The sequence below is a fragment of the Enterobacter sp. MGH119 genome (assembly GCF_001037675.1).
Classification (GTDB): Bacteria; Pseudomonadota; Gammaproteobacteria; order Enterobacterales; family Enterobacteriaceae; genus Enterobacter; species Enterobacter hormaechei_C.
Genome location: NZ_KQ089929.1, coordinates 333,944 through 360,579, shown reverse-complemented (window position 1 = coordinate 360,579; position 26,636 = coordinate 333,944). Strand labels below are relative to the sequence as shown.

23 protein-coding genes are annotated in these 26,636 nt (G+C 55.9%); 15 read left to right on the top strand and 8 right to left on the bottom strand.

Annotated features, from left to right (window positions below; genetic code table 11):
• Positions 1-65 precede the first annotated feature (65 nt).
• The gene (locus SK53_RS01635; protein ID WP_045896695.1) at positions 66-2,051 is read left to right on the top strand and encodes a ligand-gated channel protein; all 1,986 of its coding nucleotides are present in this window, start codon (positions 66-68) and stop codon (positions 2,049-2,051) included.
• A 56-nt stretch (positions 2,052-2,107) separates the two neighbouring features.
• On the opposite strand, the gene SK53_RS01630 is transcribed toward SK53_RS01635, so the two are convergent.
• Together SK53_RS01630 and yieE are read right to left on the bottom strand one after the other, a co-directional pair.
• A complete protein-coding gene (locus tag SK53_RS01630) occupies positions 2,108-3,574 on the bottom strand; it encodes an amino acid permease (protein WP_003859336.1) in 1,467 nt (488 codons plus the stop codon).
• 170 nt (positions 3,575-3,744) lie between these two features.
• Positions 3,745-4,611 (bottom strand): DNA-binding transcriptional regulator YeiE, encoded by an 867-nt coding sequence (gene yieE / locus SK53_RS01625; protein WP_003859337.1) that lies wholly within the window; start codon positions 4,609-4,611, stop codon positions 3,745-3,747.
• A gap of 97 nt (positions 4,612-4,708) precedes the next feature.
• Here yieE and SK53_RS01620 point away from each other — a divergent pair, with 97 nt between their 5' ends.
• Both SK53_RS01620 and nfo read left to right on the top strand, forming a co-directional pair.
• Positions 4,709-5,755 (top strand): YeiH family protein, encoded by a 1,047-nt coding sequence (locus SK53_RS01620; RefSeq protein WP_048208341.1) that lies wholly within the window; start codon positions 4,709-4,711, stop codon positions 5,753-5,755.
• 64 nt (positions 5,756-5,819) lie between these two features.
• On the top strand, positions 5,820-6,677 hold the full coding sequence (gene nfo / locus SK53_RS01615; protein ID WP_048208339.1) for a deoxyribonuclease IV: 858 nt from the start codon (positions 5,820-5,822) through the stop codon (positions 6,675-6,677).
• A gap of 46 nt (positions 6,678-6,723) precedes the next feature.
• Here nfo and fruA read toward each other — a convergent pair whose 3' ends face one another.
• The 3 genes from fruA to fruB are packed head-to-tail and all read right to left on the bottom strand — an operon-like array spanning position 6,724 to position 10,494.
• Entirely contained in the window at positions 6,724-8,409 is a 1,686-nt protein-coding gene (gene fruA / locus SK53_RS01610; RefSeq protein WP_023314547.1) for a PTS fructose transporter subunit IIBC, read from the bottom strand.
• A 16-nt stretch (positions 8,410-8,425) separates the two neighbouring features.
• Entirely contained in the window at positions 8,426-9,364 is a 939-nt protein-coding gene (gene fruK / locus SK53_RS01605; protein ID WP_006811313.1) for a 1-phosphofructokinase, read from the bottom strand.
• The gene (gene fruB / locus SK53_RS01600) at positions 9,364-10,494 is read right to left on the bottom strand and encodes a fused PTS fructose transporter subunit IIA/HPr protein (RefSeq protein ID WP_003859349.1); all 1,131 of its coding nucleotides are present in this window, start codon (positions 10,492-10,494) and stop codon (positions 9,364-9,366) included. The genes fruK and fruB overlap by 1 nt, the downstream gene beginning before the upstream one ends.
• A 75-nt stretch (positions 10,495-10,569) precedes the next feature.
• On the opposite strand from fruB, the gene SK53_RS23455 reads away from it, so the two are divergent.
• Complete coding sequence (locus SK53_RS23455) at positions 10,570-10,749, top strand: hypothetical protein (protein ID WP_156174848.1); 180 nt, start codon at positions 10,570-10,572, stop codon at positions 10,747-10,749.
• 103 nt (positions 10,750-10,852) lie between these two features.
• Complete coding sequence (setB, locus tag SK53_RS01595) at positions 10,853-12,034, top strand: sugar efflux transporter SetB (protein WP_032659595.1); 1,182 nt, start codon at positions 10,853-10,855, stop codon at positions 12,032-12,034.
• Here the strand turns inward: setB and SK53_RS01590 are convergent.
• Positions 12,031-12,285 carry a YkgJ family cysteine cluster protein gene (locus SK53_RS01590; RefSeq protein WP_003859353.1) on the bottom strand — a complete coding sequence of 85 codons (255 nt, stop codon included), beginning with the start codon at positions 12,283-12,285 and terminating at the stop codon, positions 12,031-12,033. The two genes, setB and SK53_RS01590, sit on opposite strands and share 4 nt — an antisense overlap.
• A 164-nt stretch (positions 12,286-12,449) precedes the next feature.
• On the opposite strand from SK53_RS01590, the gene yeiP reads away from it, so the two are divergent.
• Complete coding sequence (yeiP, locus tag SK53_RS01585) at positions 12,450-13,022, top strand: elongation factor P-like protein YeiP (RefSeq protein ID WP_003859355.1); 573 nt, start codon at positions 12,450-12,452, stop codon at positions 13,020-13,022.
• 116 nt (positions 13,023-13,138) lie between these two features.
• Here yeiP and uxuA read toward each other — a convergent pair whose 3' ends face one another.
• The gene (gene uxuA, locus SK53_RS01580; RefSeq protein ID WP_015572308.1) at positions 13,139-14,329 is read right to left on the bottom strand and encodes a mannonate dehydratase; all 1,191 of its coding nucleotides are present in this window, start codon (positions 14,327-14,329) and stop codon (positions 13,139-13,141) included.
• 205 nt (positions 14,330-14,534) lie between these two features.
• Between uxuA and SK53_RS01575 the strand changes: the two genes are divergently transcribed.
• From SK53_RS01575 to yejF, 9 genes are all read left to right on the top strand, one after another.
• Positions 14,535-16,001 (top strand): mannitol dehydrogenase family protein, encoded by a 1,467-nt coding sequence (locus SK53_RS01575; RefSeq protein ID WP_045350241.1) that lies wholly within the window; start codon positions 14,535-14,537, stop codon positions 15,999-16,001.
• A gap of 123 nt (positions 16,002-16,124) precedes the next feature.
• On the top strand, positions 16,125-17,111 hold the full coding sequence (locus tag SK53_RS01570; protein ID WP_003859361.1) for a CobW family GTP-binding protein: 987 nt from the start codon (positions 16,125-16,127) through the stop codon (positions 17,109-17,111).
• Positions 17,112-17,144: 33 nt separating this feature from the next.
• Positions 17,145-17,858 (top strand): phosphatase PAP2 family protein, encoded by a 714-nt coding sequence (locus SK53_RS01565; protein WP_048208335.1) that lies wholly within the window; start codon positions 17,145-17,147, stop codon positions 17,856-17,858.
• Between the two features lie 415 nt (positions 17,859-18,273).
• Positions 18,274-18,843: a bifunctional murein DD-endopeptidase/murein LD-carboxypeptidase gene (gene mepS, locus SK53_RS01560; protein WP_003859364.1), complete on the top strand. Its 570-nt coding sequence runs from the start codon at positions 18,274-18,276 to the stop codon at positions 18,841-18,843.
• Positions 18,844-18,969: 126 nt separating this feature from the next.
• A complete protein-coding gene (locus SK53_RS01555; RefSeq protein ID WP_045343042.1) occupies positions 18,970-20,523 on the top strand; it encodes a cyclic di-GMP phosphodiesterase in 1,554 nt (517 codons plus the stop codon).
• A gap of 75 nt (positions 20,524-20,598) precedes the next feature.
• Complete coding sequence (locus tag SK53_RS01550) at positions 20,599-22,404, top strand: extracellular solute-binding protein (RefSeq protein WP_032634211.1); 1,806 nt, start codon at positions 20,599-20,601, stop codon at positions 22,402-22,404.
• A gap of 9 nt (positions 22,405-22,413) precedes the next feature.
• Positions 22,414-23,508 carry a microcin C ABC transporter permease YejB gene (locus SK53_RS01545; protein ID WP_003859369.1) on the top strand — a complete coding sequence of 365 codons (1,095 nt, stop codon included), beginning with the start codon at positions 22,414-22,416 and terminating at the stop codon, positions 23,506-23,508.
• Complete coding sequence (locus SK53_RS01540) at positions 23,508-24,533, top strand: ABC transporter permease (RefSeq protein ID WP_023314555.1); 1,026 nt, start codon at positions 23,508-23,510, stop codon at positions 24,531-24,533. The genes SK53_RS01545 and SK53_RS01540 overlap by 1 nt, the downstream gene beginning before the upstream one ends.
• A gap of 1 nt (position 24,534) precedes the next feature.
• Entirely contained in the window at positions 24,535-26,124 is a 1,590-nt protein-coding gene (yejF, locus tag SK53_RS01535) for a microcin C ABC transporter ATP-binding protein YejF (RefSeq protein ID WP_023314556.1), read from the top strand.
• 3 nt (positions 26,125-26,127) lie between these two features.
• Here the strand turns inward: yejF and SK53_RS01530 are convergent, their stop codons facing one another.
• Positions 26,128-26,472, bottom strand: coding sequence for a YejG family protein (locus SK53_RS01530; RefSeq protein WP_048208333.1), 345 nt, complete (start codon positions 26,470-26,472; stop codon positions 26,128-26,130).
• Positions 26,473-26,636 lie beyond the last annotated feature (164 nt).

Here is a 26,636-nt window from a genome sequence, read left to right as displayed (position 1 = left end):
CAAAAACATACAGTTCTCAGGGTTATCCCGATGGAGTTTTTTTCATTTTTATACGGAATGTACAAATGACAATACCACGCATTAAGCTCCTGGCCGTCGCCATTGGCGCTGCCACATGTTCCCCCTTCGTTCACGCAGCCGATCAGGACACCGTTGTCGTCACTGCAACGGGTTTTGAACAAAAGATCCAGAATGCCCCCGCCTCCATCTCTGTGATTTCGAAACAGCAGATTGAAGATAAAGCCTACCGTGATGTTACCGATGCCCTGAGAGATGTCCCGGGTGTTGTCGTCACTGGCGGCGGGAGCAGCAGTGATATCAGTATTCGCGGCATGGCCTCTCAGTACACCCTGTTCCTGGTGAACGGCAAACGCGTCAGTACGCGAAGCACCCGCCCCAACAGCGACAACTCGGGTATTGAACAAGGCTGGCTGCCGCCGCTTGAGTCCATTGAGCGCATCGAGGTCATCCGCGGCCCGATGTCCTCGCTTTACGGCTCCGATGCGATGGGTGGCGTCATTAACGTCATTACCAAAAAAGTCTCGAACACCAAAGCCTGGACCGGTTCGTTGCATGGCGATGCAACCTTCCAGGAAAATCATGATTCCGGCGATATCTTCCAGACCAACGCCTACGCCTCTGGTCCCCTGATCGACGGACTTCTGGGCGCAAAGGTGACGGGGCTGTTGTCACGCCGCGCAGAAGATAAAATCGTGAACGGCTATAACGAGCAGAAAATGCGTAACGGTGGCATTACGCTGAACTTCACGCCGGACGAGAAGAACGATTTCGACCTCGACTTTGCTCGCGAACTTCAGGACAGAAACAGCACCCCGGGGATGTCGAAAGCGGCTGAAACCTGCCGGGGAACAACCTGTACGCCAAATACCAAAAGCGACTCGCGCTATGAGCACACGACCTACTCGTTAACCCACAGTGGTTATTACGAAGACTTCAATACCACCAGCTATATCCAGCAGGAAGAGACCAATAATCCAGGTCGCGAAATGCGCTCCTATAACACCACCTTCAACAACCAGAACCAAATTTTCCTCGGCGATCATACGTTGACCCTCGGCGGGCAGTATCGCTATGAGAAACTGCGCGACAACGGTAATCAGCTGGAAGCTGCTGACGGCCTGAACAAACTGACGCGCTGGAGCTGGGCCCTGTTTGCCGAAGATGAATGGTCAATGACGGAAAGCTTTACGTTGACCGGCGGCCTGCGTATGGACAAAGACCAAAACTACGGTACTAACTGGACGCCGCGCGGTTACGGCGTATGGCACCTGGCCGATCAGTGGACGTTGAAAGGCGGGGTTTCTGCTGGCTATCGTGCGCCGGATCTGCGTCAGTCGTCTGCCAGCTGGGGCCAGGTGACAGGTGGCGGCCGTCTTGACGGTATCATCGTCGGCAACCCGGATCTGAAACCAGAGAAGAGCCTGAGCGAAGAGCTCGCCCTGCTCTGGGATAACAACGATGACCTGAATGCCGGCGTAACGCTGTTTAATACCGACTTCAAGGACAAAATTACGGAAGTTCGCCGCTGTAACAGCAGCGCCGATCCCGCCTGTACGATTGGCGGTCACAGCTATGATTTCGTCAGCGATCGCGTCAACGTGGACAAAGCCAACATGCGCGGTGTGGAGTCCTCCTTCGGGTGGAAGATCACGCGTGATGTGAACTGGACTGCAAACTACACCTATACAGAGTCCGAGCAGAAGAGCGGCCAGTTCTCCGGCAAGCCACTGAACAAAATGCCGAAACACATGTTCAACACCACCCTGGACTGGCAGGCGACGCCAGACGTCGGGTTCTGGAGCCGTCTGAACCTGCGCGGTAAAACGTCTGAGTACCTGAGCCGCACGTCAATGTCCCAGGGTACGCCGTCCTACACTCAGATTGATGTCGGTATGCGCTACAACGCCAACAAAAACCTGCTGGTTACTGCCGGTGTGTATAACGTGCTCGATAAGCAGATTGATTACGATACGTATGACACCGTGCTGGATGGCCGCCGCTATACCGTTGGCATGACCTACAGCTTCTGATCTGCCATAAAAAAGCCCGCTCAACTGAGCGGGCTAAAAGAGAGGAAGTGCGGTTATTATTTAAATCGTTCCGGGAAATCCATTTCACTGTAGCGAACGAAGCGTGTTCCTTTCGTCAGTTTGTAGCCAAACCAGATGATCAGGAACAGCGGAATGCCAATATAGGTGGCCGTGACGGCGCCCCAGTCAATGGTGTCCGCAAGGAAGGCCTCATAGTTCTGACCCAGGGTAATAATCAGGCACAGAACGAAGGCGAAGATCGGCCCCAGCGGGAAGAATCCTGACCGGTACGGCAGGTTATTCAGATCATGCCCCTGCTTGACGTACCCGCGACGGAAACGGTAGTGGCTGATGGCAATGCCCAGCCAGGCAATGAAGCCCGTCATACCAGAGGTGTTCAGCAGCCACAGGTAGACCGTCTGGTTGCCGAACATGGAGGTCAGGAAACAGAGACCCGCAATCACCGTGGTCGCATACAGCGCGTTGCGTGGCACGCCACCGCGAGACAGTTTCGAGAAAATACGCGGCGCTTTACCGTCGCAGGCCAGGGTGTAGAGCATGCGGGTGGAGGCGTACATCCCGGAGTTACCCGCAGACAGTACCGCCGTCAGGATCACCGCGTTCATCACCGCCGCCGCTGAGAGCAGACCCGCGTGCTGGAAGACCAGCGTGAACGGGCTGACGCTGATGTCTTTTACGTCGTTACGCAGCAGGCTTGGGTCGGTATACGGAATGATCAGGCTGATAATCAGGATCGCGAACACATAGAACAGCAGGATACGCCAGAACACCTGACGCACCGCGCGCGGAATATTCTTCTCCGGGTTTTCGGATTCACCGGCCGCAATGCCAATCAACTCGGTACCCTGGAAGGAGAAGCCGACAATCATCGCCACGCCAATCATCGCCGAGAAGCCCCCGGCAAACGGCGCATCGCCTATTGTCCAGTTACTCCAGCCCGCCGGTTCAGCCCCTTTGAAAATACCAACGATCATCGCCACACCGACGACGATAAAGATGATGACGGTTGCCACTTTAATCAAAGAGAACCAGTATTCCGCTTCGCCGAAACCGCGCACGGAGATGTAGTTCAGCAGGAAGATGACCGCCAGGAACAGGGCGCTCCAGATCCAGCCGGGCGTGTCCGGGAACCACCAGGTCATTACCAGCTGTGCCGCGACGAGGTCAACGGCGATGGTCACCGCCCAGTTGTACCAATAGTTCCAGCCCAGAGCGAAGCCGAAGCCTTCCTCAACGTATTTTTGTCCGTAGGTCGAAAACGAACCAGACACCGGCATGTATGCCGCCAGTTCACCCAGGCTGGTCATCAGGAAGTAGACCATCAGGCCAATCAGGATATAAGAGAATAATGCCCCACCCGGGCCGGCTGCCGAAATCGTTGCGCCAGAGGCAACGAAAAGACCTGTACCGATTGAGCCGCCAATGGCGATCATCGTCAGGTGACGCGCCTTAAGTGCGCGACGTAGCGCGGGCGCTTGTGTGGTTTTAGTTTCTGAAACCATGTGAAAATGCTGTCCATTCAATAAATGAGGCGCGATTGTAGCAGACGATCTGCGTTGCTTCCGGCAGAAATACTCAGTTATAAGAGAGCTTCATGACTCGGCCAGGATTATAAGTAAAGCATAATTTTTCCCTCTCCCCTTTGGGGAGAGGGCCAGGGTGAGGTGCGCTTTTACATCTCGCAGTAGCGCAGAAAACGCTGGAGCGAGCTGGAAAGGTGTTTCTGACGATGATGGATGCACCACAGCGTGCGCACCAGCTTCGGCAGCGGAACGGGGATCTCAACCAGTGAGCCGGTTTCCAGCTGTTCGGCAATCACCCGTCGGGAAAGACAGCTAATGCCCAGACCATGGCGTACGGCATGCTTAATGGCCTCGGAGTTACCTAATTCCATCCCTAACTGGAACTGCGGTAGATGGGACAGCAGCAGATAATCGACAATCTCACGCGTGCCGGAGCCCTGCTCTCGCAGGATCCACTGCGCTTGCGCCAGCCGCTCCAGCGTGACCTCGCCCTGGAGTAAAGAAGAGGCCGGAGAGGCAAACACCACCAGCTCATCCTCCAGCCAGGGCTCCGCAATGATATCCACGTTGTGGCACGGCCCTTCGATAAGCCCGATGTCCACGCGGAAATCAATCACCGCGTTGATCACGTCCTGGCTGTTGCCGACGCTCATCTCCAGCGGCAGGGTCGGAAAATCCCGGCGGTAGCGGGCAATCACTTCCGGCAGGATGTAGTTACCGATCGTGCTGCTAGCGTAGACGCGAATAGCGCCGTTGTCCTCGCGGAACAGCTGTTCGATCTCCGTCGCCTGCTCCAGTAAAGCCAGGGCACGCGGATACAGCAGGCGGCCATGTTCGTTCACCACCAGCCGCTTCCCTACCCTGTCGAAAAGCTGGACGCCCAGTTGCCCTTCAAGATCGGTCAAGGCCGCGCTAACGGCGGACTGCGAGAGCGCCAGCATTTGTGACGCCTGGGTTGTCGAGCCGCTTTTCAGCACCTCGGCAAAAACTTCCAGCTGACGCAATGTAATGTGCATGGTTGCTTACCACTTATAAAGATTGATTATAAATATATAATCAATTTTATTTTTAAGCCAGAGCGCCGTAACCTTTAGCCAGACAAAGGAGAAGGTTATGTCAGAAATCACCTTACAACATCATCGTACAGTGTGGCACTTCGTGCCGGGTCTCGCGCTCAGCGCCGTGGTTACCGGCGTGGCCTTATGGGGCGGCAGTATACCGGCGGTTGCCGGTGCAGGGTTCAGCGCCCTGACGCTGGCCATTCTGCTCGGCATGGTGGTCGGGAACACCGTTTACCCGCACATCTGGAAACCCTGCGACGGCGGCGTGATTTTCGCCAAGCAGCATTTATTACGTCTCGGGATCATCCTTTATGGCTTCCGTCTCACCTTTTCGCAGATTGCGGATGTGGGGGTCAGCGGGATTGCCATTGACGTCCTGACCCTTTCGAGCACTTTTTTACTGGCGTGCTTTATCGGCCAGAAGATCTTTGGGCTGGACAAACAGACCAGCTGGCTGATCGGTGCGGGTAGCAGCATCTGCGGCGCGGCGGCGGTACTGGCAACAGAACCCGTCGTTAAAGCCGAAGCCAGTAAAGTCACGGTTGCCGTCGCGACGGTAGTTATCTTCGGTACGCTGGCGATCTTCCTGTATCCGGCCATGTATCCGCTGGTGGCGCACTGGTTTAGTCCGGAAACCTACGGCATTTATATCGGCTCAACCATGCACGAAGTGGCGCAGGTGGTGGCGGCAGGTCACGCCATTAACCCGGAAGCGGAAAACGCGGCGGTCATCGCCAAAATGCTGCGCGTGATGATGCTGGCCCCGTTCCTGATTTTCCTCGCGGCGCAGGTTAAACAGCTTGCTCCGGCAGGCGGCAGCGAGAAAAGCAAAATCACCATTCCGTGGTTTGCGATCCTGTTCATCGTGGTCGCTGTCTTCAACTCTTTCCACCTGCTGCCAAAAGCGATGGTGGATATGCTGGTCACGCTGGATACGGTCCTGCTGGCGATGGCAATGGCGGCGCTGGGCATCACCACGCACGTCAGCGCGCTGAAAAAAGCCGGGGCGAAACCGCTGCTGATGGCGCTGGTGCTGTTCATCTGGCTGATAGTTGGCGGCGGTGCGATTAACCTTGCGGTACACAGCCTGTTGGCATAAACCATCTCGTCCTTCTCCTGTTAACCCGTTATCATAGGCATTTCGGGTTAACAGGAGTCTTTTTATGAAATATGTTGGAGCGCACGTCAGCGCTGCTGGTGGCCTTGCGAATGCCGCCATTCGCGCCGCCGAAATCGAGGCGACCGCTTTCGCCCTGTTCACCAAAAACCAGCGCCAGTGGCGCGCAGCTCCCCTCACCGCGGAAGTGATTGATGACTTTAAAGCCGCCTGCGAGAAATACGGCTACGGGCCTGGCCAGATCCTTCCCCATGACAGCTACCTCATTAACCTCGGTCACCCGGTTGCCGAGGCGCTGGAAAAATCCCGCGAAGCGTTCCTGGATGAGGTTCAGCGCTGTGAGCAACTGGGGCTAACGCTGCTGAATTTCCATCCCGGCAGCCATCTGATGCAAATCGACGAAGACGCCTGTCTGGCGCGCATCGCCGAGTCAATTAACATGACGCTGGATAAAACCCAGGGCGTGACGGCAGTGATTGAGAATACCGCCGGTCAGGGCAGCAACCTCGGCTTTAAGTTTGAGCATCTGGCGGCGATCATCGACGGCGTGGAAGACAAATCCCGCGTGGGCGTGTGCATTGATACCTGCCACGCGTTTGCGGCCGGTTATGACCTGCGCACAACTGAGGCCACAAAAAATACCTTCGAGGAGTTCGAGCGTATTGTTGGTTTTAAATATCTTCGCGGTATGCACTTAAACGATGCGAAAAGCGCCTTTGGTAGTCGCGTTGACCGCCATCACAGCCTGGGCGAAGGCAGCATCGGCCACGATGCGTTCCGCTTTATCATGCAGGACGCTCGCTTCGACGGTATTCCGATGGTGCTGGAAACCATCAATCCGGACATCTGGGCAGAAGAGATTGCCTGGCTGAAGGCACAGCAAACCGCTGAACAGGCGGCATAAAAAAAGCCGGGTTGCATTAGCACCCGGCTTTTTTATTGCTTACCGCTTACGCTGCTTTCGCCACAACTTCCGCTTCCGGACGTTTCAGCACCGCGTAAGAGAGGCCCGCCACCAGCGTACCGGCAACAATCGCCAGCAGATAACCCAGCACCGGCGTGATGGCGCCAGGGATCAGCAGGACAAACAGACCGCCGTGCGGCGCCATCAGTTTCGCACCTACGGCCATGGAGATAGCCCCCGTCACCGCACCACCCACGATACAGCACGGCAGAACACGCATTGGATCGCGCGCCGCAAACGGAATTGCGCCTTCGGTGATGAAGCACAGGCCCAGCACCAGCGCAGCTTTACCGCCTTCCTGCTGCGTTTTATCGAACTTACGACGGGCAATGATCGTCGCCAGGCCAAGCGCCAGCGGTGGCACCATACCTGCCGCCATGATCGCCGCCATCGGCGCGTAGGTCTGGGTACTCAGCAGGCCAACGCCAAACGCATATGCCGCTTTGTTCACCGGACCACCCATGTCGGTACACATCATACCGCCGAGGATTGCGCCCAGCAGCACCGCGTTCGCCGTCCCCATGGTTTGCAGCCAGTGGGTCAGACCTTCCAGAATGCCCGCGACCGGCTTACCGATCAGGTAAATCATCGCCAGACCGACCACCAGGCTGGAAATCAGCGGGATGATCAGGATAGGCTTCAGCGCTTCCATGCTCTGCGGCAGCTTCAGCTTCGAGCTGATCAGCTTCGCCACATAACCGGCGAGGAAACCGGCAATGATACCGCCGATAAAGCCAGAACCGGTGCTCACGGCCAGCATACCGCCGATAAGACCCGGCGTCAGACCCGGACGGTCAGCAATGGAGAAGGCGATAAAGCCCGCCAGCACTGGCACCATCAGCGCAAACGCGGAGCCGCCGCCAATCTGCATCAACGCGGCCGCCAGCGTGCCCGGCTCTTTAAACGCCTCGATACCAAAGGCGAAGGAGAGCGCAATACACAGGCCGCCCGCCACCACCATCGGCAGCATGTAGGACACGCCGGTCAGCAGGTGACGATACGCACCCGCAGACTCTTTTTTCCCTTCAGTCGCAGTTTTAGCCGCACCGGTTGCCTGATACGGTTTGGCTTCTGCCAGCGCCTTATCAAACTCCTGCGCGGTCTTCTTCAGCGCCAGGCCGGTAGAGGTACGGTACATCGGCTTGCCGGCAAACTTCGCCAGATCCACTTCGATATCCGCCGCCACAATCACCAGATCGGCTTCCGCCACCTCTTCAGGCGTGATGGCATTGCCCGCGCCAACAGAGCCGCGAGTTTCAACCTTCACCCACCAGCCACGTTTTTTCGCTTCGGTTTCAATGGCTTCAGCCGCCATAAAGGTGTGCGCCACACCTGTCGGGCAGGCCGTTACCGCAACAATGCGTTTCGGCCCAACGGCGGCAACCGGCGCCGCCTCAACAGGTGCGCTGTAAACCGTCGCATGACCTTTTGCTTCGCTCAGAAACAGTTCAGGATGTGCCACCGCGCGATTAATATCACCCAGCCACACTTTTTTGCCGTTCAGGGCGCTGTCAGCGGGGATTTTGTCGCCCAGAACAATCGCCATTTCAGCATCACCCGGGTTATCAATGATATCCAGGTGCGCTTTTTGTGCCGCCGCGCCCAGCAGGGTCTTCGCCATATAGGCACGAGCCTGTCCGAGACCGGAGTCAATGATCAGCAGCGTTTTCATTATTCCTCTCCTGCTGTTAGTTAAAAGGTTTTAAGTCAACGCGCGCCATCATCGCGGCTAACTGGGTACGATCGGTAATACCGACATTGCTCTGGCTCACGGCCAGGGCCGCAACGGCGGTAGCAAGACGTAAGGTATGTTCACTGGATTCGCGCATCAGCAGACCGTAGATCAGACCGCCAACCATCGAATCCCCGGCACCCACGGTGCTGACCACCTCCATTGAAGGCGGTTTGGCAATCCATTCCCCGGAGGCGTTAACCCACAGGGCACCTTCTGCACCCAGCGAAATCACCACGTGAGCGATACCCTGCTCGCGCAGCGCATGGGCAGCGTCAATCACATCCTTTAATTCTGGCAGCTTACGGCCCGCCCAGATCTCCAGTTCGCGGCGATTAGGCTTAACCAGCCACGGAGAGGCTTTCAGACCGGCGACCAGCGCGTCGCGGCTGCTGTCGAAAATAATGCACGGGCACTGGCTGCGCAGGCGCGTCATCCAGTCGGTGAACGCTTCCGGGCTGACGCCGGAGGGCAGACTGCCGCTGACGCACACCATGTCAAACTGGCCCAGCCAGCTCAGGGAATCGGCAACAAAGCGCTCCCAGTCAGCCGGGGTCACTTCGAAGCCGGAGAAGTTCAGATCGGTCACTTCACCGTCTTTCTCGGTCAGCTTAACGTTAATGCGGGTACGGCCCTGCACAACCTGAAAACGGTTGGCGATGCCCAACTCGCTGAACAGCTGCTGAAAACCGTCCTGGTTGTCTTTACCGAGGAAGCCGCCAACGGTGACGTCGATGCCGAGATCTTTCAGCACTTTCGCCACGTTAATGCCTTTCCCTGCGGCATGCAGGCCGGTCGTCCGCACCAGGTTAACTTCGCCACGCTCAATTTCCGGGCAGAACCCCACCAGATCGTAAGCCGGGTTCAGCGTAATGGTCGCAACACGTCTGCTCATTATGCGCCCTCCCCCAGACCAGCCGCGATGGCGTCGCCAATCGCTTTCAGCGCCTGTTCAGCATCCGCACCCTGCGCGGTAAAGCGCAGACGATGGCCTTTCTTCACGCCCAGCGCGACAACTTTCATCAGGCTACGCCCGTTGGCTGGTTTACCCGAACCGTCCAGATTGGTCACGGTGATCTCACTTTCAAATTGTTTAATGGTATTCACCAGCATGGTGCCCGGACGGGCATGCAGGCCATGTTCGTTACGCACCACGTACTCTGCGCTCAGCAGGTCATCCGTCAGCGCATCGTCGCTGGTCAGCAGAGCCAGCACCGTCGCCGCGTCTGCGTTCAGCAGTTTTTCAGCTTTATTGTTCAGCAGCAGATCGCCCAGACGCTTCAGCACGGAAACCGGCTGATCGTCAGTCATGGCAACCGTTACCAGCATCGCGGCGCGTTCGCCGTCGGTCTCAAAGGCAACCGCAGCACGGCTGACCGCGATAGCGCTGCGCAGGTTACCTTCAGCGCTGTCGTTCAGCCAGATGCCCTGCCCCAGGTTTAATGGCTTATCATTGATTGCGCGCGTCACAAAAGCGGTATCCGCCGCACCGACCTCTTTCAGGCGAGCCGCATTCAGCGCCTGGAGCGTTACCAGATCGGACGCAACGACGTCCAGCGTCAGGGTTTCATTATCCAGCTTCAGCGCTTCGCTCTGTTTTTCGCCCATCAGCAGGGCACGCAGTTCTTCAGCAGTGGTGGCGGATTTAAGCTGTTCCGCGACGGCATCATCACTCAGCACGTGCGTCAGCTGACGCAGCAGGCCCAGGTGTTCGTCACCGCTGGCCGCGATGCCGATCGCCACATAAGCCACCTGACCCTCGCCCCACAGCACGCCCTGCGGGAACTGGAAGACCTGCACACCGGTTTTCAGCACCTGATCGCGGGTGTCCGTGGTGCCGTGCGGAATTGCAATACCGTTACCGAGGAAGGTGGAGGTCTGCTGTTCACGCGCCAGCATGCCGTTGACGTAGCCGTCAGCCACGTTGCCAGCCTGCACGAGCGCAGCGGCGACCTGGCGAATAGCCTCTTCTTTGTTCCCGGCCTGTTCGCCCGGGTGAATATCCTGAACAGATAACTGGAACATGATTCTCCTCTCCTGCTGAAATTGAATCGTTTCAGCTTAACTGAGAAAATAGGCGCTAACCTGCTTCTTCAGGACATGCAAGATAGCGCTGAAACGTTTCAAGAAGTCTTGTCTTTTCTACAAAAGGTTGCAAGAAAAGTTACATTTCTTGTTGCAGAATTTAGAAGTGCAGCACATTTCTTCTTCAGTCGGGAGGTTTTTGTTGATGTTCAGCAAACAGGTTCAGCACGCTTCAGCGATGCGGCGCGAAAGTGAAATGCCATTTTGATTTTTTGTAGCAATCTTGACTTTACCCTCTGTTTATTTAATGACGGGCGGCGTAAACTCCGCCTCTCTCTGTTACTCGCAAAGACTGAACATGCATAACACCCCCGCTGCCGCCTCACCAAAGCCCTTTGATTTGACGTCAACGGCGTTTTTGATCGTTGCTTTCCTCACCGGTATCGCCGGTGCGTTACAAACGCCTACGCTGAGCCTCTTTCTGACCAACGAAGTCCACGCCCGCCCGGCGATGGTTGGCTTCTTCTTCACCGGGAGCGCCATCATCGGCATTTTTGTCAGCCAGTTTCTTGCCGGTCGTTCAGACAGAAAAGGCGATCGCAAAAGCCTGATCGTTTTTTGCTGCCTGCTCGGGGTGTTTGCCTGCCTGCTGTTTGCCTGGAACCGTAACTACTTCATTCTGCTGGTTGTGGGCGTCTTCCTGAGCAGTTTCGGCTCGACCGCCAACCCGCAGATGTTCGCCCTTGCCCGCGAGCATGCCGACCACACCGGGCGGGAAGCGGTGATGTTCAGCTCGATACTGCGCGCGCAGGTGTCGCTGGCGTGGGTGATTGGCCCCCCGCTTGCCTACGCGCTGGCGATGGGTTTTGGCTTTACGGTGATGTACCTCAGCGCAGCCGTGGCCTTCGTTGTGTGCGGCGCGATGGTCTGGTTCTTCCTCCCCTCCATGCGCAAAGAGCCGAAAGTGGCGACCGGCACGCTAGAGGCACCTCGACGCAACCGCCGCGACGCGCTGCTGTTATTCATTATCTGTACGCTGATGTGGGGAACGAACAGCCTCTATATCATTAATATGCCGCTGTTTATTATTGATGAGCTGCATCTGCCGGAGAAGCTGGCCGGGATCATGATGGGAACCGCCGCGGGGCTTGAGATCCCCACCATGCTGATTGCGGGCTATTACGCGAAGCGCTTCGGCAAGCGCTTTTTGATGCGCGTCGCCGCCGTAGCCGGGCTGCTGTTTTATGTCGGTATGCTGACGGTTCATACGCCAGCCCTGCTTCTGGCTTTACAGCTGCTGAACGCCATTTACATCGGTATTCTGGCCGGTATCGGCATGCTCTACTTTCAGGACCTGATGCCGGGTCAGGCAGGCTCTGCCACCACCCTTTATACGAATACCACCCGCGTGGGCTGGATTATTGCAGGCTCACTGGCGGGCGTTGTGGCTGAAATCTGGAACTATCATACGGTGTTCTGGATTGCGCTGGTGATGTGCGTCATGACGCTGAGCTGCCTGACGCGGATCAAAGACGTTTAAGGCGCGGTGAGCGCTTCCAGCTCAAGCAGATAAGTGATGGCCTGCTGCCGCGTACTGCCGCACATTTCGGCGGTTGGCTGGAGCCCGGAGCACACCTTCGGGCGCAGGGGCGAGCCAAAGATCATGCACAGGTTAGTGTCAGAGAGCTGAACGCAGCGGGTATTGGCAGGCTTGCCCTCCGGCATGCCTGGAATGGGGCTTGAGATGGACGGTGCGGTACAGCACGCGCCACAGTCGGAACGACAATCCATACATGCTCTCTGTTGGTGGCAGATGCCCGCGCAGTCGGGCATTGCGCGCACAGTAACACCTTTTATGTATTGATAGCAAAACCCACGAATTCCGCTTGCCTGAAAGGCCGCGCGCGAGTAATTTGGCGCGATATTTTTTACCTCCCGTAAACAGGATTACTGCAATGCCAAGAGCGAACGAAATTAAGAAAGGTATGGTACTGAATTACAACGGCAAACTGCTGATTGTGAAAGATATCGACATTCAGGCACCCAGCGCCCGTGGCGCAGCAACGCTGTACAAAATGCGTTTCTCCGATGTCCGCACCGGCCTGAAAGTGGAAGAACGTTTTAAAGGCGACGATATCGTCGATACCGTAACCCTGACCCGTCGCTACGTTGATTTTTCCTACATTGACGGCAACGAATACGTGTTCATGGATAAAGAAGATTACACCCCGTATATCTTCACCAAAGATCAGATCGAAGAAGAGCTGCTGTTTATTCCTGAAGGTGGAATGCCGGACATGCAGGTGCTGACCTGGGATGGCGTGCTGCTGGCGCTGGAGCTGCCGCAGACAGTTGATCTGGAAATCGTTGAAACGGCACCGGGCATCAAAGGCGCGTCTGCAAGTGCGCGTAACAAACCGGCTACCCTGACTACCGGTCTGGTCGTACAGGTGCCAGAGTACCTGTCGGCGGGCGAGAAAATCCGTATCCATATCGAAGAAAAACGCTATATGGGTCGTGCTGACTGATTGTGGCATTTGCCGGGTGGCGGCTACGCCTTACCCGGCCTACAAAAACACAAAAACCGGCCTCAGAGCCGGTTTTTCGTAGGCCCGGTAAGCGTAGCGCCACCGGGCAATGAGACTTAAAGAAGTTCAGGATACTTCGTCATTTTCAGCGCCAGCTCGATACCGCGCACTTCCGCCATCCCTTTCAGACGGCCAATCGCCGAATACCCTGGATTCGTTTTCTTGCGCAGATCGTCCAGCATCTGGTGCCCGTGATCCGGACGGAACGGGATAGGACGAACATCTCCCGCCTGCTTACGACGAACCTCTTCAGAGAGAATGGCATCCACCACCGCAACCATGTTCACGTCGCCGCCAAGATGGGCTGCTTCGTGGAAGGTTTTTGGATTCTCTTCACGGCAGGTTGCACGCAGGTGGGTGAAATGAATGCGATCGCCGAAGGTTTCGATCATCCGCACCAGATCGTTATCCGCCCGCACCCCATACGAGCCCGTACACATGGTAAAGCCGTTGTAGATGCTATCTACCGTCTCTTTTAGCCACTGCATATCTTCAATCGTAGACACAATACGCGGCAGGCCGAGGATAGGACGCGGTGGATCGTCCGGATGAACCGCCAGCCGCACGCCGACTTCTTCTGCCACCGGCACGATAGCGCGCAGGAAGTGCGCCATGTTTTCACGCAGCTGGTTTTTATCGATATCGCCATATTCCGCCAGGCGCGCGCGGAACTGATCGAGGGTATAGCCCTCTTCCGCCCCCGGCAGGCCCGCGATGATATTGCGAACCAGCTTCTCAATGTCCGCTTCACTGGCGGCATTGAACCACGCCAGCGCCTGCTGCTGCTCTTCGGCGGTGTAGTCTGCTTCCGCACCCGGACGCTTCAGAATGTGCAGCTCGAAAGCCGCAAAAGCGATTTGATCGAAACGCAGCGCCTTCGAACCATCGGCCATTTCATATTCCAGGTCGGTACGCGTCCAGTCCAGAATCGGCATAAAGTTGTAGCAGACGGTATCAATACCGCAGGCTGCCAGGTTACGAATGCTCTGCTGATAATTCGCAATCCAGGTATCACACTCACCGGAGTGGGTTTTGATATCTTCGTGAACCGGAATACTTTCCACAACAGACCAGGTTAACCCCTTCTCTGCCAGCTGAGCCTGACGCTTTTGGATTTCCTCCACCGGCCACACCTGACCGTTCGGAATATGATGCAGCGCCGTGACCACACCCGTTGCGCCAGCCTGACGCACATCATCAAGAGAAACCGGATCGTTCGGCCCGTACCAACGCCAGGTTTGTTCCATTGCCCCACCCTCTCAAGTTGTTATACCAATATGTGTTACCTCAATGACGACTACCATACATGTTTAATCGAAGTGGTCAATACAGCGCGTGACATTGATTGATCAAACTCACATAACAGGGATATTTACGGCTTACCAATTTAATTTGTTGTCATATAACTTTACACTGGCATTGTTAATTAATGGTTAATCAGGTGTGTACTACATGAAGACTATTGCCTCCACCGCGCTTCCTGCTCATGTCCAGCAGCCCCGCTACGATCGTGAGCAGTTACGCTCCCGCATCGTCCATTTCGGTTTTGGCGCGTTCCACCGGGCGCATCAGGCGTTGTTAACAAACCGGGTACTGAATGCCAGAGGAGGCGACTGGGGAATTTGTGAGATTAGCCTCTTTAGCGGCGATGTCCTTATGGGCCAGCTCCGGGCGCAGGATCATCTGTTTACCGTGCTGGAGAAAGGTGCCGAAGGCAATCAGCCCATTATTATCGGTGCGGTAAAAGAGTGCCTTAACGCCAAACTCGACTCGCTGGCAGCCATTATTGAGAAATTCTGCGAACCGCAGGTGGCAATTGTCTCCCTCACCATTACCGAAAAAGGCTACTGCATCGATCCGGCGACGGGAAAACTGGATATGCAGAACAGCCGTATCCTGCACGATCTCGAGCATCCGTCTGAACCACATTCCGCACCGGGTATTCTGGTCGAAGCGCTTCATCGCCGCCGCGAGCGTGGCCTGCCGGCGTTTACCGTGCTCTCCTGCGACAATATTCCCGACAACGGCCACGTGGTGAAAAATGCCGTTCTCGGCATGGCCGGAAAGCGTTCCGCAGAGCTGGCCGCATGGATCGAGGCGCACGTGAGCTTCCCTGGTACCATGGTCGACCGAATCGTGCCCGCCGCCACCGACGCCTCACTCGCGGAAATCACCCAGGAACTTGGCGTTGAAGATCCCTGCGCCATCAGCTGTGAACCGTTCATTCAGTGGGTAGTGGAAGATAACTTTGTCGCCGGGCGTCCGGAATGGGAGGTTGCAGGCGTACAGATGGTTGAGGATGTCCTGCCCTGGGAGCAGATGAAGCTGCGGATGCTGAACGGCAGCCACTCCTTCCTGGCGTATCTGGGCTACCTTGCCGGCTACGCGCACATAAATGAATGTATGCAGGACGACAGCTTCCGCGAGGCTGCCCGCAGGCTGATGCTGAATGAGCAGGCTCCTACGCTGCGCATCACCAACGTTGATCTGACAGCCTATGCTGACAGCCTGCTTGACCGCTTCGCCAATCCGGCCCTACAGCATCGTACATGGCAAATCGCCATGGACGGCAGCCAGAAGCTGCCTCAGCGCATGCTGGATGGGATCCGCATGCATCTTGAGCGTAACACCGCCTGGCCATTACTGGCGCTGGGGGTGGCGGGCTGGATGCGCTACGTCAGCGGTACGGACGAACAGGGCAACGCCATTGACGTCCGCGATCCGCTGAGCGACAAGTTTCAGGCCATTGTCGCCACCAGCAGCGACGCAGAACGCGTTAGCGCCCTGCTGACGTTAAATGAAATCTTTGGCGACAACCTGCCGCAAAACCCTGTCTTTGTCGAGGCAATTACCGGCGCGTACCAGCGCCTCGTCCGGCTCGGCGCGCACCAGGCCGTTATCGAAACGTTAAAAATTTAGCGATTATTGCGTTTAAGGCGAACGGTTTTACGCTCCGTTCGCCCTCCCTCTTCTCAATGCCCGATTTTTTCGTCAGGATGATAGGTAGTTGTTACTACATCACAATTATTTATCGGAGCGCACGTGACCAAAACCAACCTGATCACCGGTTTTCTCGGCAGCGGTAAAACTACGTCCATTCTGCATTTGCTGGCCAATAAAGATCCGGCGGAAAAGTGGGCCGTGCTGGTCAACGAATTTGGCGAAGTCGGCATCGACGGCGCGTTGCTCGCCGACAGCGGCGCGATGGTGAAAGAGATCCCGGGCGGGTGTATGTGCTGCGTGAATGGTCTGCCGATGCAGGTCGGGCTGAATACGCTGCTGCGTCAGGGCAAGCCGGACCGGTTGCTGATTGAGCCTACCGGGCTGGGTCATCCTAAGCAAATCCTTGATTTACTGACCGCCCCGGTCTACGAGCCGTGGCTTGAGCTGCGTGCGACGCTTTGCCTGTTAGACCCCCGCCAGCTGCTGGATGAAAAAACGATCAACAACGACAATTTCCGCGACCAGCTCGCCTCGGCAGATATTATCGTGGCGAATAAATCCGATCGCGCGACGGCTGAGAGTCAGGCCGCGTTCGAGTCCTGGTGGCAGCAGGCTGGCGGTGGACGTCAGTACGTGCAGACCACCCAGGGCAACATTGATGGCGCCCTGCTCGATCTTCCCCGCCTCAACCAGACGCAACTGCCTGCCAGCGCAGAGCATTCGCATAGCCACGGCGCGAAGCAAGGCCTGGCTGCACTGAGCCTGCCGGAACATCAGCGCTGGCGTCGAAATTTGAACAGCGGTCAGGGGCACCAGGCCTGCGGGTGGATCTTCGATGCCGATACGGTTTTCGACACCATTGGTATACTGGAATGGGCGAGACTGGCGCCGGTTGAGCGGGTAAAAGGGATCATGCGCACTCCGGATGGTCTGGTGCGCATTAACCGTCAGGGCGAGGATTTCTTTATTGAAACCCAGAATGTCGCGCCACCCGACAGCCGGATAGAGTTAATTAGTGCGGTTAATACCGACTGGAATGCCCTCCAGTCAAGCCTGTTGAAGCTTCGTTTAAGTTTGGGCGGCTAACGTTGCCCCTGATTTCACACATTGCTGAAGACTATGACGACTCGACTTCCTGCTATTTTATTGCTCAACGCTGCCGGTCTGGCGCTCTTTTTCTCCTGGTATATCCCGGCGGATCACGGTTTCTGGTTCCCGCTGGATTCCGGGCTGTTCCACTTCTTTAACCAGGCGCTGGCGAAGAGTGAAGCCTTCCTGTGGCTGGTGGCGATCACCAACAACCGCGCGTTTGACGGCTGTTCGCTGCTGGCAATGGGCTGTCTGATGCTCTCCTTCTGGCTGAAGGAAGACAAAACGGGTCGTCGCCGTATTCTGATTATCGGTCTGGTGATGCTGCTGGCAGCCGTGATTATCAACCAGCTGGCGCAGCATCTGATGCCGGTTAAACGCGCCAGTCCTTCGCTCTTTTTCCCGAATATTAACCGCGTCAGCGAGCTGCTTCATATTCCAACCAAAGACGCGTCGAAGGACAGCTTCCCGGGCGACCACGGTATGATGCTGCTGATTTTTGCTGGCTTCATGCTGCGCTATTTTGGTAAAAAAGCCTTCGCCATCGCCCTGTTTATTGTGGTGGTATTTGCATTCCCGCGAGTGATGATTGGTGCTCACTGGCTGACAGATATCGTCGTAGGCTCCCTCACAGCGGTGTTAATTGGTTTACCGTGGGTGCTGATGACCCCACTGAGCGATCGCGTAATAGGTATTTTTGATCGCTATCTTCCCGGTAAATTTAAACAAGTCAGAAACAGATAAATAACGCAAATTAACACCATTCATCAGGGATCGTTTTCGGTCCCTGAGTCTCTTCTTTCGGGCGTCATTCAACGCTGTCATCATCCTGTCATACAATTCGTGATAAAAATGAAGCAATTGCAGGGATTATCTGTATGAATGGCGGCATTTTGAGCAATTCCGCGCTGTAACTTTGTGTATCACATTTTCTTATAAAAAATCGGACTTTTTTGCTCGCAATACCCCGTGCAATCGGTTAACCTCAAACTCGTTTTGCCCCACTGAGATAATTATTATCATGGTGAATAATTTTGTGCGTTGAGCCACAGTTTTCACCATAAAGAATTGTCTCATTGTGAACAGATAATTAGTCTCGTCACGGTTGGCATTTTTATAACGATATTTTCGTTAAGGACTTCAAGGGAAAACAAACAAAATGGTCAAATCTCAACCAATCTTGAGATATATCTTGCGGGGGATCCCGGCGATTGCAGTGGCGGTTCTGCTTTCGGCATGTAGTACGACGAATACCGCGAAGAATATGCATCCTGAGACGCGTGTTGTGGGAATGGAAGATTCCTCTTCACTGCAAGCCTCTCAGGATGAATTTGAAAATATGGTACGTAATCTCGACGTTAAGTCGCGTATTATGGATCAGTATGCTGACTGGAAAGGCGTGCGTTACCGTCTGGGCGGCAGCACCAAGAAAGGCATCGATTGTTCCGCTTTCGTACAGCGTACGTTCCGTGAGCAGTTTGGGTTAGACCTTCCGCGTTCTACCTATGAACAGCAGGAAATGGGCAAGTCCATTTCGCGTACTAAACTACGCACGGGCGATTTAGTCCTGTTCAGAGCAGGTTCAACCGGTCGACACGTTGGCATCTATATCGGTAACGATCAGTTTGTCCATGCTTCCACCAGCAGCGGTGTGACGATTTCCAGCATGAACGAACCTTACTGGAAGAAACGCTACAACGAAGCTCGCCGCGTTCTGAGCCGTAGTTAATATTGTTGTCGTATCGTTGGTTATCCCTTGGCTGGCGATACGATAAAAAAAGCACTGCTCCGGCAGTGTTTTTTTTGCCCGTTACACTGATAACTATCCAGCGGCATTTCAGGAATCACGACATCTATGTTAACCCGCTACTTCTCCAGCAACCGCAAGATACTGTTTATCAGTTTCCTTACAGGGTTATTCACTGCCCTGCTTCTGGGAGCATTACAGTTTTACTGGAGTTATCACAAGCGAGACGTCAGATTCGATACTCTCATTACCGATTTAAGCGTTTACATGGAGAGCTATTTCGATGAGCTCAAAATGTCGATTGATACGCTCCAGCCACTCACGCTGAACAGCTGCGAGGAAGTGAGTGCCGCCCTGACCTCCCGGGCGGCCTTTAGCATCAACGTGCGCGCCTTTTTGCTGGTCAGGGATAAACAGGCCTTCTGCTCCTCGGCAACAGGCCCGATGAATACCCCGATGGAAAAGCTTATCCCTCAGCTACATATCAGCAAACCTATTGATATCGCGCTCCTGCCGGGCACGCCAATGCTGCCGGATAAGCCCGCGATCGCCATCTGGTATCGCAATCCGCTGGTGAAAGACGGCGGCGTGTTTACGTCCGTCAACCTCAACCTGTCGCCTTATCTTCTCTATACGTCACGTCAGGATGAATTTGCCGGGATATCGATCGTCATTGGCGATTCCGCGTTATCTACACAGTCCGGAATGCTGATCCAGGCGCGGGATTTGCCTGACGTCCCTGCCCGTAGCGCCACGCTGAAAAATATTCCATTGACCGTTAACGTTTATGCGCAAGCCTGGACAACCGATGAACTGCTCTACGCGGTGTTTTTCGGCCTGGTCTGCGGTATCGCGGCGGGCCTGTTGAATTTCTATATTCTTACTATCCGTCTCAATCCGGGGAAAGAGATCCTCACGGCCATCAAGCACGACCAGTTTTACGTGGTCTATCAACCCGTCGTGGATGCGCAGTCGCTCAGAATGACCGGGCTGGAAGTCCTGATGCGCTGGAAGCATCCGGTGATGGGCGAAATTCCACCGGATGCCTTTATTAACTTCGCTGAAGCGCAGAAGCTGATTGTCCCGCTGACGCTGCATCTTTTTGACCTGATTATCCGCGATGCCCCTGTTCTGCAAACGGTGCTCCCGCCTGGGGCCAAGTTTGGGATCAACATCGCGCCCGGGCATCTGCATGCGGAAAGCTTTAAAGGTGATATGCGCGCGTTTCTCGCCGCCCTTCCGCCCGATCACTTCCAGATTGTGCTGGAAATAACCGAGCGCGACATGATTAACCACCGCGAGGCAAATCAGCTGTTCGAATGGCTGCACAATGAAGGTTTTGAAATCGCCATCGATGATTTTGGCACTGGCCACAGCGCGCTGATCTATCTGGAACGCTTCACGATGGATTACCTGAAAATTGACCGTGGCTTCGTGAATGCCATCGGGACTGAAACCGTCACCTCGCCAGTGCTTGACGCGGTGCTGACGCTGGCAGAACGTCTGAATATGATAACCGTCGCCGAGGGTGTTGAAACGCCCGAGCAGGCGGCGTGGCTGCGCGAGCATGGCGTAAACTATCTTCAGGGCTACTGGATTGGCCGCCCGATGCCGCTGGAGCAGTTCAGGACGTGGCAACCCGATATCACGCTCGGGGAATAATTTCACAATCACGGCGCTGTCCCTTATTATTCTGTTCAACCGAGCCTGTCTGTGAACAAAGGGATCCGCCGCACTATGATTATGCGCGTTGTGTTGACGCTGTTGGCGCTGGTGAGCCTGTCGAGCCAGGCGCAGACCATCAAAGAGAGCACGGCCTTTGCCGTCATTGGCGAGCCGAAGTACGCGGTTAACTTTAACCACTACGATTACGTCAACCCAGCCGCCCCGAAAGGCGGAAACGTGACGCTTTCCGCCACGGGAACATTTGACAACTTTAACCGCTTTGCCCTGCGCGGCGTAGCGGCAGCGCGTACCGAATCCCTCTATGACACGCTGTTCGTCACCTCCGACGACGAGCCCGGCAGCTATTATCCCCTGGTCGCCGAGAACGTACGTTACGCCGAAGATTTCAGCTGGGCAGAAATCGCGATTAATCCGCGGGCGCGTTTTCACGACGGTACGCCGGTTAGCGCCCGCGACGTGGCGTTCACCTTTCATAAATTTATGACCGAAGGCGTGCCGCAGTTTCGTCTGGTGTACAAGGGCACCACGGTGAAAGCCATCGCCCCGCTGACCGTGCGAATCGAACTCCCTGAGGCGAACAAAGAGAATATGCTGAGCCTGTTCTCCCTGCCCGTCATGCCCGAATCCTTCTGGAAAAACCATAAGCTGAGCGATCCCCTCTCTACCCCGCCGCTGGCCGGAGGGCCGTATCGCATTACCGACTGGCGAATGGGCCAGTATGTGATCTATTCCCGTGTGAAAGATTACTGGGCAGCCACGCTGCCGGTAAACCGGGGCCGCTGGAACTTCGATACAATCCGCTACGACTACTACCTGGATGATAACGTGGCCTTCGAGGCATTTAAGGCAGGCGCATTTGATTTACGTGTCGAGAACAGCGCCAAAAACTGGGCGACCCGCTATATCGGAAAAAATTTCGCGAAAGGCTATATCGTTAAAGACGAACACAAAAACGAATCCGCGCAGGACACGCGCTGGCTGGCGTTTAATATTCAGCGCCCGGTTTTTTCCGATCGTCGGGTGCGTGAAGCCATTACTCTGGCGTTTGATTTCGAATGGATGAACAAAGCGCTGTTTTACGGAGCCTACAGCCGGGCGAACAGCTATTTCCAGAATACTGAATATGCCGCCCGTGATTATCCCCACGCGGACGAGCTGGTTTTGCTGGCGCCATTGAAAGCGGAGCTACCGCCGGAGGTGTTCACCCGCATATTTGAACCGCCCAAATCCGACGGAAACGGGTTCGACCGGGACAACCTGCTGAAAGCCAGCAGCCTGCTGGATGACGCTGGCTGGGTGCTGAAAAATCGGCAACGGGTTAATGCGCAAACCGGTAAACCGCTCAGCTTCGAACTGCTGATTGCCTCTGGCGCAAACGATCAGTGGGTGCTGCCGTTTAAGAAGAACCTTGCCCGGCTTGGCGTCACTATGAATATCCGCCAGGTCGATATGGCCCAGTTGACTAACCGCAAGCGCAGTCGCGATTACGATATGATGCAGACCCTGTGGGCCGCCCAGCCGTGGCCGAGTTCAGATCTGCAAATCTCCTGGGCATCGGGGTATATCGACTCCTCCTACAACGCCCCGGGCGTAAAGAGCCCGGTGATTGATGCGCTGATTGCAAAAATTGTGGCCGCTCAGGGCGATAAGAACAAGCTTCTGCCGCTTGGCCGCGCGCTCGATCGGGTATTAACCTGGAACTATTACATGCTGCCGATGTGGTATATGGGCGAAGATCGCGTGGCCCGCTGGGATAAATTCTCCCTGCCTGCCGTTCGCCCGGTTTACACCCTCGGCTTTGACACCTGGTGGTATGACGTGAATAAAGCCGCAAAATTGCCCGCAGAGCGGCGTTAAGGAGTGACGATGGGCGCTTATCTTATCCGCCGGCTGCTGTTAGTGATCCCGACGCTGTGGGCCATCATTACCATTAACTTTTTTATCGTCCAGATCGCCCCCGGCGGTCCGGTGGACCAGGCGATTGCGGCAATAGAATTTGGTCACGCTGGCGGCATGCCGGGCGGCGGCGGCGAAGGAATGGGGGCCAGCCATGCCCGGACGGGCGTGGGCAACATCAGCGAAAGCCACTACCGGGGCGGTCGGGGACTGGATCCGGAGGTGATCGCCGAGATCACCCATCGCTATGGTTTTGACAAGCCGCTGCACGAGCGCTATTTCAGGATGCTATGGGATTATGTCCGTTTCGATTTTGGCGACAGCCTGTTTCGCAGCGCCTCGGTGTTAACCCTGATCAAACAAAGCCTGCCGGTTTCCATCACGCTCGGACTGTGGGGGACGCTGATTATTTATCTGGTCTCCATTCCGCTGGGGATAAGGAAAGCGGTCTACAACGGTAGCCGTTTCGATATCTGGAGCAGTACGTTTATTATCATCGGCTACGCTATTCCGGCGTTTCTGTTTGCCGTGCTGTTGATTGTGTTTTTCGCAGGCGGCAGTTATTTCGACCTCTTCCCGCTGCGCGGGCTGGTCTCCGCGGATTTCAGCACGCTGCCGTGGTATCAGAAAATCACCGATTACTTCTGGCACATCACGCTGCCGGTGCTGGCGACGGTCATCGGCGGTTTTGCGGCGCTTACGATGCTGACCAAAAACGCCTTTCTTGATGAGATCCGCAAACAGTACGTCGTCACCGCGCGCGCCAAAGGCGTCGGTGAAAAGCAGATCATGTGGAAGCACGTTTTTCGTAACGCCATGCTGCTGGTGATTGCAGGTTTCCCCGCCACGTTCATCAGTATGTTTTTTACCGGCTCGTTGCTGATAGAAGTGATGTTCTCGCTCAACGGATTAGGGCTGCTGGGCTATGAGGCCACCGTCTCCCGTGATTATCCGGTGATGTTTGGCACACTCTACATTTTCACCCTGATCGGCCTGCTGCTGAACATCATCAGCGATATCAGCTATACGCTGGTCGATCCCCGTATCGATTTTGAGGGCCGCTGATGTCGCGTTTAAGCCCCGTCAATCAGGCCCGCTGGGCGCGCTTTCGCCACAACCGTCGCGGCTACTGGTCGCTGTGGATCTTCGCCGTCCTGTTCGCCTTAAGTATGTGTTCGGAACTGATTGCCAACGATAAACCCCTGCTGGTGCATTTCAAAGACCGCTGGTACGTTCCGGTGCTTACTACCTATAGCGAAAGCGATTTTGGCGGCCCATTTGCGACGCCAGCCGAGTACCAGGATCCCTGGTTACGTGAGCAGATAGCGCAGCACGGCTGGGCTATCTGGGCACCGATTCGTTTTGGCGCGAACAGTATTAACTTCGCCACGTCTACCCCCTTCCCTTCGCCGCCTTCCGCGCAAAACTGGCTGGGAACGGACGCCAACGGCGGCGATGTGCTGGCGCGCATCCTCTATGGCACCCGCATCTCGCTCCTGTTTGGGCTGATGCTGACGCTCTTTAGCAGCGTAATGGGCGTTGTGGCGGGCGCCGTGCAAGGCTATTACGGGGGTAAAATAGATTTATGGGGACAGCGCGTGATTGAAGTCTGGTCCGGTATGCCAACGCTGTTTCTGATTATCCTGCTGTCCAGTGTGGTACAGCCTGGCTTCTGGTGGCTGCTCGGGATCACCGTCCTGTTCGGCTGGATGGCGCTGGTCGGCGTGGTGCGCGCGGAGTTTCTGCGCACGCGGAATTACGACTATATTCGCGCCGCGCAAGCGTTAGGCGTGAGCGATCGCGCAATTATCTTCCGCCACATGCTTCCCAATGCGGTGGTGGCGACCCTCACCTTCCTGCCGTTTATTTTGTGCAGCTCCATTACCACCCTGACGTCGCTTGATTTTCTTGGTTTCGGTTTGCCACTGGGCTCACCGTCCCTTGGCGAACTGCTGTTGCAGGGCAAAAACAATCTCCAGGCCCCCTGGCTGGGCATCACCGCATTCCTCTCCGTGGCGGTGCTGCTTTCCCTGCTGATTTTTATTGGCGAAGCCGTGCGCGATGCCTTCGATCCCAACAAGGCGGTATGACATGACCCGGCCTCTTCTGAGCATAGAAAACCTGTCGATTGCGTTTTCAAAGCAGGGCGAATCACGCACGGTAGTGACGGATTTATCGTTGCAGATCCAGCGCGGAGAGACGCTGGCGCTGGTCGGGGAATCCGGTTCCGGTAAAAGCGTCTCGGCACTTTCGGTGCTGCGCCTGCTCCCCTCCCCGCCGGTCAGCTATCCGCAGGGGGATATTCTGTTCCATGGACAATCGCTGCTGAACGCTGACGAGCAAACCCTGCGCGGCATTCGTGGCAATAAGATCGCCATGATTTTTCAGGAGCCGATGGTGTCGCTCAACCCTCTGCATACGCTGGAAAAACAGCTCTATGAAGTGCTGTCCCTTCATCGGGGAATGCGTAAAGAGGCAGCGCGGGGTGAAATTCTGGACTGCCTTGAACGCACCGGTATTCGTCATGCGGCGAAACGGCTGAACGATTTCCCGCACCAGCTTTCCGGCGGCGAGCGCCAGCGCGTGATGATCGCAATGGCCCTGCTCACACGCCCCGAACTGCTGATTGCCGATGAACCCACCACCGCGCTGGACGTCACGGTGCAGGCGCAAATTCTGCAACTGCTGCGCGAGCTTCGCGACGAGCTGAACATGAGCCTGTTGTTCATTACGCACAACCTGAGCATCGTGAAAAAGCTTGCTGACACGGTGGCCGTGATGCAAAACGGCCGCTGCGTGGAACAGAACCGGGCATCCGCCCTGCTGAGCGCGCCTCAGCACCCGTATACACAGCGCCTGCTCGATAGCGAACCCGCTGGCGACCCGGTTCCGCTTAACGCTGACTGCGCGCCGTTGCTGAGCGTTGAGGGGCTGTCGGTGTCATTCCCGATCCGCAAAGGCATTCTCCGTCGCGTGGTCGATCACAATCATGTCCTGAAAGACATGAGTTTCGCTCTGCGTCCGGGCGAGTCGCTTGGGCTTGTGGGCGAATCCGGCTCGGGCAAAAGCACCACCGGCCTGGCGCTGCTGCGCCTGATCGCCTCTCAGGGAAGCATTGTCTTTGACGGCATGCCGCTGCAAAACCTGAATCGCCGGATGATGCTTCCTGTCCGCCCGCGGATGCAGGTGGTATTTCAGGATCCAAACTCTTCGCTTAACCCGCGCCTGAGCGTATTACAGATTATTGAAGAGGGCCTGCGCGTCCACCAGCCGACAATGACGGCGCAACAGCGTGAAATCGACGTGAAGCGGGTGATGGAGGAAGTGGGTTTAGATCCCGAGACCCGGCACCGGTATCCGGCTGAGTTTTCTGGCGGACAGCGCCAGCGTATAGCGATTGCCCGCGCGCTGATCCTGAAACCGGAGCTGATCGTGCTGGACGAGCCAACCTCTTCCCTGGACCGCACCGTGCAGGCGCAAATTCTGGCGCTGCTGAAGGGGCTACAGGAAAAGCATCGGCTGGCCTATATCTTTATCAGCCACGATTTACAGGTGGTGCGTGCGCTTTGCCATCAGGTGGTGGTATTGCGGCAGGGAGAAGTCGTGGAGCAGGGAGAGTGCCAGCGCGTATTCACCGCGCCGACGCAGGATTACACGCGCCAGCTATTGTCCGCTGACTAGCACTCAGAAAGGGTATTGACCGGAGAACGGCTCGGCAATGGCCACGCCGAAGTTTTTCAGACGACAGGTGGCGGCAAACTCATCCTGGCTGTTAACAAACAGGCACGGCTCACCTTCGTATTCCAGCACGGAGCTGTCCACTTCGATGTCCGTCAGCGCCTGGCTGAGACGTTCCATAACCGGCCACGCATTTTCATCGCTCGGGCTGAGCAGTTTGAGCGCCACCAGGCAATTATCCTCCCCGGCAACGCTTTGCGGAATCGGTTCAACTTTCGAACCTGCAAAACCCGTCGACCAGCGATAGCTCTGGGGCAAGCGATGGACAATGGAGAGTTGTAATGTATTCACGTTCAGATCCCCGGAAGCAAATTTACTTCACAATTTATTTACATTTATAGTAACACATCATCGCCAACCTGCACTGTTTAGCGGATTTTATAGGCGTTGCAGGCCCGCGTCGGCGCTATATGTACCCGTTTCTGCGATCTAACTCAACCTTTTTAAATACAATG

What these genes read in the sequence shown, in the direction of transcription:
- SK53_RS01635 (WP_045896695.1), top strand. Translation starts at nt 66, where the DNA reads ATGACAATACCACGCATTAAGCTCCTGGCCGTCGCCATTGGCGCTGCC.
- SK53_RS01630 (WP_003859336.1), bottom strand. Translation starts at nt 3,574, where the DNA reads ATGGTTTCAGAAACTAAAACCACACAAGCGCCCGCGCTACGTCGCGCA.
- yieE (WP_003859337.1), bottom strand. Translation starts at nt 4,611, where the DNA reads ATGCACATTACATTGCGTCAGCTGGAAGTTTTTGCCGAGGTGCTGAAA.
- SK53_RS01620 (WP_048208341.1), top strand. Translation starts at nt 4,709, where the DNA reads ATGTCAGAAATCACCTTACAACATCATCGTACAGTGTGGCACTTCGTG.
- nfo (WP_048208339.1), top strand. Translation starts at nt 5,820, where the DNA reads ATGAAATATGTTGGAGCGCACGTCAGCGCTGCTGGTGGCCTTGCGAAT.
- fruA (WP_023314547.1), bottom strand. Translation starts at nt 8,409, where the DNA reads ATGAAAACGCTGCTGATCATTGACTCCGGTCTCGGACAGGCTCGTGCC.
- fruK (WP_006811313.1), bottom strand. Translation starts at nt 9,364, where the DNA reads ATGAGCAGACGTGTTGCGACCATTACGCTGAACCCGGCTTACGATCTG.
- fruB (WP_003859349.1), bottom strand. Translation starts at nt 10,494, where the DNA reads ATGTTCCAGTTATCTGTTCAGGATATTCACCCGGGCGAACAGGCCGGG.
- SK53_RS23455 (WP_156174848.1), top strand. Translation starts at nt 10,570, where the DNA reads ATGCAAGATAGCGCTGAAACGTTTCAAGAAGTCTTGTCTTTTCTACAA.
- setB (WP_032659595.1), top strand. Translation starts at nt 10,853, where the DNA reads ATGCATAACACCCCCGCTGCCGCCTCACCAAAGCCCTTTGATTTGACG.
- SK53_RS01590 (WP_003859353.1), bottom strand. Translation starts at nt 12,285, where the DNA reads ATGGATTGTCGTTCCGACTGTGGCGCGTGCTGTACCGCACCGTCCATC.
- yeiP (WP_003859355.1), top strand. Translation starts at nt 12,450, where the DNA reads ATGCCAAGAGCGAACGAAATTAAGAAAGGTATGGTACTGAATTACAAC.
- uxuA (WP_015572308.1), bottom strand. Translation starts at nt 14,329, where the DNA reads ATGGAACAAACCTGGCGTTGGTACGGGCCGAACGATCCGGTTTCTCTT.
- SK53_RS01575 (WP_045350241.1), top strand. Translation starts at nt 14,535, where the DNA reads ATGAAGACTATTGCCTCCACCGCGCTTCCTGCTCATGTCCAGCAGCCC.
- SK53_RS01565 (WP_048208335.1), top strand. Translation starts at nt 17,145, where the DNA reads ATGACGACTCGACTTCCTGCTATTTTATTGCTCAACGCTGCCGGTCTG.
- mepS (WP_003859364.1), top strand. Translation starts at nt 18,274, where the DNA reads ATGGTCAAATCTCAACCAATCTTGAGATATATCTTGCGGGGGATCCCG.
- SK53_RS01555 (WP_045343042.1), top strand. Translation starts at nt 18,970, where the DNA reads ATGTTAACCCGCTACTTCTCCAGCAACCGCAAGATACTGTTTATCAGT.
- SK53_RS01550 (WP_032634211.1), top strand. Translation starts at nt 20,599, where the DNA reads ATGATTATGCGCGTTGTGTTGACGCTGTTGGCGCTGGTGAGCCTGTCG.
- SK53_RS01545 (WP_003859369.1), top strand. Translation starts at nt 22,414, where the DNA reads ATGGGCGCTTATCTTATCCGCCGGCTGCTGTTAGTGATCCCGACGCTG.
- SK53_RS01540 (WP_023314555.1), top strand. Translation starts at nt 23,508, where the DNA reads ATGTCGCGTTTAAGCCCCGTCAATCAGGCCCGCTGGGCGCGCTTTCGC.
- yejF (WP_023314556.1), top strand. Translation starts at nt 24,535, where the DNA reads ATGACCCGGCCTCTTCTGAGCATAGAAAACCTGTCGATTGCGTTTTCA.